The following is a 920-nucleotide window of genomic DNA, read 5'->3' as shown; positions in this document are numbered from 1 at the left end:
GTGGATTACAACGTAAAGGTTCGCGTGAAGAGCGACGGCAGTGGCGTCGACATCGCGAACGTGAAGATGTCGATGAATCCGTTCGACGAAATCGCGGTGGAAGAAGCGGTGCGCCTGAAGGAAGCGGGCGTGGCGACGGAAGTGATCGCGGTGTCGGCGGGTGTCGCGCAATCGCAGGAGACGTTGCGCACGGCGCTGGCCATTGGCGCGGATCGCGCGATTCTGATCGAATCGGATGAAGAGCTGCAACCGCTGGCGGTGGCCAAGTTGCTCAAGGCCGTGGTGGACAAGGAGCAGCCGCAACTGGTGATCCTGGGCAAGCAGGCGATCGACGACGACTCGAATCAAACCGGTCAGATGCTCGCGGCGCTGGCGAAGCTGCCGCAGGCGACGTTCGCCTCGAAGGTGACGGTGGCGGATAACCGTGCACAGGTCACGCGTGAAGTGGACGGCGGTCTGGAGACGGTGTCGCTGTCGCTGCCGGCGGTCATCACGACGGACTTGCGCCTGAACGAGCCGCGTTACGTGACGCTGCCCAACATCATGAAGGCGAAGAAGAAGCCGCTGGAAACGCTCAAGCCTGCGGATTTGGGTGTGGATGTGAGCCCGCGTCTGAAGACGCTGAAGGTGGCCGAGCCGCCCAAGCGCAGCGCCGGGGTGATGGTGGCGGACGTGGCAGCGCTCGTCGACAAGCTGAAGACCGAAGCGAAGGTCATCTAAGAGGGGAGACGACGAGACATGAGCAATCTGGGAAAAGTTTTGGTTGTGGCCGAACACGATAACCAATCGATCAAAGCGGCAACGCTCAACACGGTGACGGCCGCGCTGCAATGCGGCGACGACGTGCATGTGCTGGTTGCGGGCAGCAACGCCAAGGCAGCGGCCGACGCGGCCGCGCAGATCGCGGGCGTGAAGAAGGT

General features: G+C 62.7%; 1 protein-coding gene and 1 pseudogene. Both read left to right on the top strand.

Translation table 11 applies throughout. The annotated features are described in order from the left end of the window. Positions 1–720, top strand: a 720-nt coding sequence (locus PHO31112_RS27015; RefSeq protein ID WP_150624800.1) for an electron transfer flavoprotein subunit beta/FixA family protein, incomplete at its 5' end; no start/stop codon positions are given. A gap of 18 nt (positions 721–738) precedes the next feature. Then, positions 739–920, top strand: a pseudogene (locus tag PHO31112_RS27010) (electron transfer flavoprotein subunit alpha/FixB family protein); the annotation flags it as partial.

The organism is Pandoraea horticolens (genome assembly GCF_902459555.1).
Taxonomy (GTDB): Bacteria; Pseudomonadota; Gammaproteobacteria; order Burkholderiales; family Burkholderiaceae; genus Pandoraea; species Pandoraea horticolens.
This window is presented reverse-complemented; position numbering and strand designations above follow the sequence as displayed.